This is a genomic window from Levilactobacillus lindianensis (genome assembly GCF_003946095.1).
Taxonomy (GTDB): domain Bacteria; phylum Bacillota; class Bacilli; order Lactobacillales; family Lactobacillaceae; genus Levilactobacillus; species Levilactobacillus lindianensis.
The window spans coordinates 107,720-114,414 of sequence record NZ_RHOD01000007.1; the positions used below are offsets into that span (position 1 = coordinate 107,720).

The window sequence follows — 6,695 nt, forward strand, 5'->3', positions numbered from 1 at the left end:
ATAACAGCCTAACGTAACGGGAGGTCAAGCCAAAATGGAAAATAATCAAGTGATGCGGATCGGTGAGTTTGCGAAAGCCGCTAATGTCACGATTCGAACAGTCAGATATTACTTAGAGTGTGGCTTATTACCACCAGAAAAGCGCAATAAAAATAATCAGCGAATCTTTAACGATGAAGACCTACACTGGATAACTAATCTCCATTATTTGCGAGAAGCTGGCATGTCGATTGTTGAATTGCAACACTACACCACCTTAGTACGCGAGGGCGATAGCAGCTTACCGCAACGAATTGAATTAATGCGCGAACAGCGTAAACAAGTCATCGCTTCAATTGCTGATAAGCAGGAGCAGCTGAAAGTGATTGACCATAAGCTGGAACGATATTTAGCTGGGGATGGTGCGGTGATGTGAGCAGCATCAATGAGTGGGACAGCGTGAACCAACCAAAGGATATCTAGGTATTCACCCGCTTCTAGACGGCTGACGTCAGTCCCAGTAACTCGAAAGTGGTGTCGTTGCACTTGCTACAGCTCCCGTCGTCACAATCAAGACTAGATCCGGTAATACTAAAAGGTCCTCACCAGACAAGAAACCATCTTGTCTGGTGAGGACCCTTTTTCACTTCGTAGCACAATCACCAAGAAGTATTAGAGCATAACATGGAACGCCCAGTCATCAAGGCGTCAATAACCTTCATATTCAATGATGGTCCCATTATCAATCAAACGTTGTACTTGAGCCTCTTGCTTAGAAACTATCCGACTCCTTACTCGTAGATAGATGGCTAAATCTGCACAGTTTTTTCGCGACAAGGTAATTGTCAATGAATGGCTTGTTACCTCTCCATTCTCGTTCGCCAAAGGTATCTTTAAATAGGCAACACCGTCTTGATTATCAAATACCACTTGAAGATCATTTTCGCCATCCAAATTTGTGTACACGGAAGTAAATGGTTCAGCTTGTCGTCCTAATGAGAAGTCTAAACAACTGGTTGCTAATGCCTTAATATCTGGCCATCCCCAGCTGCTTGAATACTTTACAGCTACTTTGTTTCCCCACAAAAATCGAATCGAGAACCCTACTAATCTGTCAAAATATTCTTCATCCTCCACGCGCAATCGATTTGCCACAACACTCGTCTTGAAGTGTAGATAACAACCTTCCAGATTCAATAATAATTCCATCTCAATCTATCCAATCTTTTCAATACCGCATGGAATCTCACTCGGATACAAGATACGAACTCCCTGTAACCACCCACTCAGCGATTAATCCCAAGAAAAACCGCGTCACTTATGATATGGAGACCCTTCATTAATCATAAACGCCCGGTAAACCTGCTCCGTCAACACTAACCGCATCAACTGGTGTGGCAACGTAAAGCGGCCAAACGAAATCTGCGTGTTCGCCCGCTTCAGGACGGCTGGCGTCAGTCCCAGCAAGCCACCAATGACGCGAACTAAAAGATTACTTGGTAGTGCTTAATAGTGTCTAAAATCTATTATCACAGACCTCTAACATCAGGATTTATGGTCAGTTTTGGCGCTTTCAACCTTTAATCTTTTAAGATGAACCATTTTATAATCATCGATATACAAAACGTCTGACAAAACTTCTGGAATCTGGGTTCCCTTAGGATTAATTAAAATCTGGCAGCTTTTCAGATAATTGACTACTCCTGATACGTTCCACTCACCTTGATAATGACTCATAAGCGTCCGGGTTAGTGCTGTTATAGAAGTGATTGAACTATTTCTACGCACCATAATCATGGGGTCTATTGGTAAAACAACATTATCCGGTCCTTGCCACTCCAGTTTACGATAATACGAATCTTGGGTTGCAATGTAGCTTATTAGCTCAGGCGTCCATTCCAAACCAGTTAAGTGCGGTAAATTTGATGGTAGAGTAGATTGATCTACTAAAGATACGTAGGCATCTGGTTGCGAAAAAGGTAACTGTTTGCCTAAAAAGCGATTTACGGCTTCGGTTACTTTTGAACGATCTAAAAGGGAGGATAAGCGGGAAGCTAACACGAGGTTATTATTACCAACCGCTATTAATCGATTACGATCTTGTAAGCGACGAATGATAAAGTAAATGGAGGAATCTTTATATCCAAGGTCATGATAAAATGTGCTAATTATTGATCGCGATAGAACTTGTTGTTGGAAAGAATCTGCTAATAATTGAGCATAATCAAAATTATCATTTTTATATTTTACAAAAGCATGTCCCTTCCAACGAGGATCCAGCCAAACAACAATGTCTGCAAAGTATTTGGTGCTTGTTAAATATTTTTCTGCGAATGGTAACTGGGAAGTTGCTTCTAAAAGACGTTGTTTCCAGATAGGATCCTCTAAAAGCTGTTTTTTAATTTCATTGATGAGAAGATATTCTGGATGCTGGTTGGTTTGCTGAGTAATTAAACCTTGCAAGTAAATCTGTAGACTTTGCGGTAATACGAAGTCCTGTTGTAAGACCCAATTATCATGAATATTTACAGTTGGACAAAAGAAAACAGTTTGATTCACGGTATAATCTGGCCAACCGAATGCCTGACAAACCTCTTCTACTCGAGCGTAACCACCATTGTTGGTTAAGTATTGTTGTAGGCTTTCCTGAATGGAAGTTATAACAGCGCCGTCCTTACGAATACTCATTGTATTTGCATGCCCAAATGTAAACTCACCGCTTAGAAAATAACGAAGTTCATAGTAAAATTCATATCGGTTTTCAATATTAGCGTAGTCGGCCTCATGTTTAAACTGTTGATACAAACTATTAAGTGACACCTCGGGGACGTCTTTCAGTCTCGCATTCAATGTAGACGCAACTCGATCACACAAGGTCGGGGATAGTTTTCGATGATTAGCTAATCTGAACTGACTGTTTCCTAGATAAGTTAACTCGTTTGTATCGACTAGTCGAAAAAATTTACTCGTAAGGGCACGGGACTCATTCTTCACAGGACGTTGGAATAAATCATGATGAAATTGTTGCTGAAAAATCGTTTTTAGTTGGCTAATTCCTGACGTGTCACAATTAAAAACCATATTAGGATTGTCTGTAGCTAATTTCAGGAGATAGGTTGTACCCGTCATTTTCCGTCTGTATAAAGTATCTCCGAGAAAATAAGGATAATCATACTGACTTTGAATATCACGTATCAAATTATCCGATTGAAGGTCATAGTTAGGAAGTAGTTCTCTAAAAATAGCCAATCGCTTAGTGGAAAATGTCTCAGTCGTATCAACTAGTTGCCAATCTAATCGAATTAATTGTTGACGGATTTCTTTTTCAAGATTAGGCATGACAAGTATTGGTAATCTTGCTATTGTAATTTTAGGAATTTCAAGAACGGCTATTCTAGCTTGAATATCCGCTGATAAATCTTGCCAAAGAACGGCTCTATCGGGGATAATGGCTGTTAGCGCGATAACCTCTTGAATCTGATAGATTTGGGACCACCAGTCTCGAGCACCATTAATTCGTGCTTTAATTTGACGAACTCGTTCACGTGTTAATCCTAATTGTTGGCCAATTTCATTTAATGTTGGGGAGTTCAGAAGCTTATCCAATCTAATGATATCTGCCCAGTGTTTGCTATGATCTACGGCCCTTTGGAAAGCTGCGTCAAACCGTGTAAATCGATCAGCTACCGTTTCAAGGCGATACAGAACTTCATTGAGGATTTCGCCCGAACCGGTACGTACGTCAGAATCAACAATTAATTCTGTAGTATTGGCTGGTAGCCGTAATCCTAGTAAGTCTAATCGAGTTTGCAGTTGATCAATAACGAATTTCTCGCCGGCATGGATTGTTTTCCATTCTTCATAGTGGGAAACTTCTAGGGACCAAGCCCATACTAAATCTTTACTAGTGCTCCCTGTAATTCCCAATTGTTTCAAAAAAAGTTTCACTTGATAATCGTTATCTGACAAACCAGCGAGTCGCGCAGTCACATCGGTAACTATTTTTAATTTTTCAGCTAAAGTAGGTAACAAAATTTCGGGATAATAAGTTGATTGATTTATGTCTGTTTCTATAGGTATCATGTTTGGAATACTTTTGGCCGCAAAATTGGGGTCTAACCAACTATTCACTAATTGAATTTTGGCAGATCCGATTCCTTTAAAGGTTTGAAGCTGTGCTAAAATCTGCGGTGTAATCTCATCAATGTAAGTAATTTTTAATTGATTCACTAAAATATCATGAATTAACTGATTATCCGTTGGAATTAATTGCCGATTAGTTACTGGAGAATCTACTTTTGGTTGGATGTTGTCTAATGACATCTTTGAAGTCACCTCATAAAAAAATCTCTTAAGATTACTATACTACAATAATCATCGTTAACGCTGATTATTCACAAGAGTAATCCATTAGATACAAAAAGGAACTCTACCCTTTATTAGGCACAAAAGGCTACTCATAACGAGTAGCCTTTTATGTATCAACTTCTCCAAAAAAACGCGTCACTTATGATACGGAGAGTCGTATCGGACTAATCTTCTGTTTTGCTCATGATTCAACATCCTTCTGTAATACCTAGTAACATAGAAGGTCCATTTCAACTCAATTTAGTTCAAGCGCCACAAGGGATGAGGCCTATTTGAGTACTTTCAACCTTTAGCAGATAAAACGTACTACCTACGGATACCGTATTGGATCAACTTCAATTACAGAATACAAGTCGAGTTCAAAGCAAATCTTCAAAAGGCCCAATTCGAAAATGAATTGAACCTCTCGGATTCTCTTCACCAACACTCGTTGACAACAGGCCGAAAGAAATCGAAACTATACCGTTCTTGACTTTCATAAAAATTTTAGTCATTTAACTGACTGCTTTCTAGAACTCATCTCACAGAGCATTCATATGCTTTTTTGCCTTAGGATAAATATATTTCTGATACAAGCTAAAAAGCATGTCCGTTCTCTGCTTATCCGAATCGAACCGTTGCCATCCCATTTCCTTCAAATACAAACCTTCCACAAAAACATCCAACTTTTGGAGAGACTCCTTAAGATCATTGGGCATTTTTTCACCATACAAATCTCGAATTATTTCTCCATGCTCTATATGACTATTTCTAATCGATAACATTTGCATTGCCAGTTTGATTGCAGTTTTCTTCTCAAGCTCAGTTGCCTTTGGAAAAACAAACGTATTATAAATCAATGTATTAGTATATTGCATGTCCTTTCGTAATCTACCAGCTATGGCTTTATTCCAAAGCATGTGTAGTCTTGTAGAAAGAAGAGAAAATACCCAATCATCTCGTTTAAACCATCTTAAACCTTGAGACGGAATCATCGGGTACTGATACAGGACTACAGTTAAGTAGTTTCGATTACCAGATGTAGTTTGTGGCATAGCATATATATTAGATAAAATTCCATTATCCTTAGACATCTTTGTAGGCGTGGAGGCATAAGCCCTAGTCGTCCTCGCACCACCCTCTCTATATATTTGGGTTGCTTTTATTTTTTCTCTCACCAGTGGATAATTAATTACCTCTGGATCGTTATCTCCAACATAAATTATTGGCCTGTTGTTATTAGTCACTAAATCTCTCGCACTAACAAAATCAACAACATGCTGCCTCATGTTCTTACTAACAGTGTTCAATTCTTTTACTTCAACATCTGACAACAAATAATTATGATTATCCAAAGTCTTCATGCCTTGCTTCATTACAGATCTCGAATCAATTGGTGTACTTACTGTTTCAATAAATACACTCTTATCGTCTCGAAGATATTGATTAATATTTGCTACTAGCTCACCAACTGCCTCATTCTTGTTCTCCTTACGGTATAAGTATATATACCTGTCCTCGGGTGCCTCTTCCCTCTGTTCCATTCCAATAATCACGACTGTAACCTTGGCTCCTCTATTATTCCAATCAAAGCTTTGATGCGCAAATACAATCACATTATTCAAACTCATCACGTACTTCATCCAAATTGTTGGCTGTATTCCCTGTGTAATAGAATTACTAGAAACAAAAGCTGTCTTTATAGATGGATGCTCCTTCATAATTCTTGCTGCCTTAAGCCACCAACCACATACATAGTCCAAGGAACCAGTTTTTATATCTTGCACTAAAGCTTGTACACTCTTTTTCATACTATTGGAATATTCAGGATTTTTAACCCCCAGGAATGGTGGATTACCCAATATGTAGCTTAATTTCCTGAATGAAACCACACTATCCCAATCAACTTTCAAAGCATCTCCCTGGACAATATTAGCAGTTCTGTGCAAGGGAATTCGTAGATAAGGAGCTCCTGCGAGAACATATTCTGAAAGTTCCCTATTCAATAAATGATCCATCATCCACATACCCGCTTTGGCAATTTCAATAGGATATTCGTTATATTTTTTATTTCCATCTTTATCTACATACGGAATCCCAATTTCAATTCCATTAAATTGCTCCACTTCCACTCCAATTAATGGTTGCCATGTAGCTTGTGAACGTGCTTTCCGAAAATCAATAAAATTTCCAGCTCCATCAAACCCTACATCTGTCGGACCTTCAAAACCGAAATCGACAAAAAGTCCCTTACGACGAATAATTTCGTCAATAACTTGATGCTCCAACCTGTGGATGTAAGCTGATTCCTGAGACAACTTTTAAGAGAGCGTATAATGAATAAATCGTCTCTCAAAAGGAAGGAATTT

General features: G+C 38.8%; 4 protein-coding genes and 1 pseudogene. 1 reads left to right on the forward strand and 4 read right to left on the reverse strand.

Annotated features, from left to right (window positions below; translation table 11 throughout):
- The first annotated feature begins 34 nt into the window (after positions 1-34).
- On the forward strand, positions 35-415 hold the full coding sequence (locus EKM70_RS04450) for a MerR family transcriptional regulator (RefSeq protein WP_125545645.1): 381 nt from the start codon (positions 35-37) through the stop codon (positions 413-415).
- A 272-nt stretch (positions 416-687) separates the two neighbouring features.
- Here the strand turns inward: EKM70_RS04450 and EKM70_RS04455 are convergent, their stop codons facing one another.
- The 4 genes and pseudogenes from EKM70_RS04455 to EKM70_RS04470 all read right to left on the reverse strand — a co-directional run bounded on the left by EKM70_RS04455 (position 688) and on the right by EKM70_RS04470 (position 6,614).
- The gene (locus EKM70_RS04455) at positions 688-1,188 is read right to left on the reverse strand and encodes a hypothetical protein (protein WP_125545647.1); all 501 of its coding nucleotides are present in this window, start codon (positions 1,186-1,188) and stop codon (positions 688-690) included.
- Between the two features lie 105 nt (positions 1,189-1,293).
- Positions 1,294-1,458: pseudogene (locus tag EKM70_RS04460) on the reverse strand (23S rRNA (pseudouridine(1915)-N(3))-methyltransferase RlmH); the annotation flags it as partial.
- 66 nt (positions 1,459-1,524) lie between these two features.
- Entirely contained in the window at positions 1,525-4,302 is a 2,778-nt protein-coding gene (locus EKM70_RS04465; RefSeq protein WP_125545649.1) for a sigma factor-like helix-turn-helix DNA-binding protein, read from the reverse strand.
- A gap of 566 nt (positions 4,303-4,868) precedes the next feature.
- Positions 4,869-6,614, reverse strand: a complete 1,746-nt coding sequence (locus EKM70_RS04470; RefSeq protein WP_164506329.1) for a DNA methyltransferase — start codon at positions 6,612-6,614, stop codon at positions 4,869-4,871.
- Positions 6,615-6,695 lie beyond the last annotated feature (81 nt).

Bases quoted from the DNA above. Each gene is read 5' to 3' on its own strand.
- EKM70_RS04450 (WP_125545645.1), top strand. From the start codon at position 35: ATGGAAAATAATCAAGTGATGCGGATCGGTGAGTTTGCGAAAGCCGCT.
- EKM70_RS04455 (WP_125545647.1), bottom strand. From the start codon at position 1,188: ATGGAATTATTATTGAATCTGGAAGGTTGTTATCTACACTTCAAGACG.
- EKM70_RS04465 (WP_125545649.1), bottom strand. From the start codon at position 4,302: ATGTCATTAGACAACATCCAACCAAAAGTAGATTCTCCAGTAACTAAT.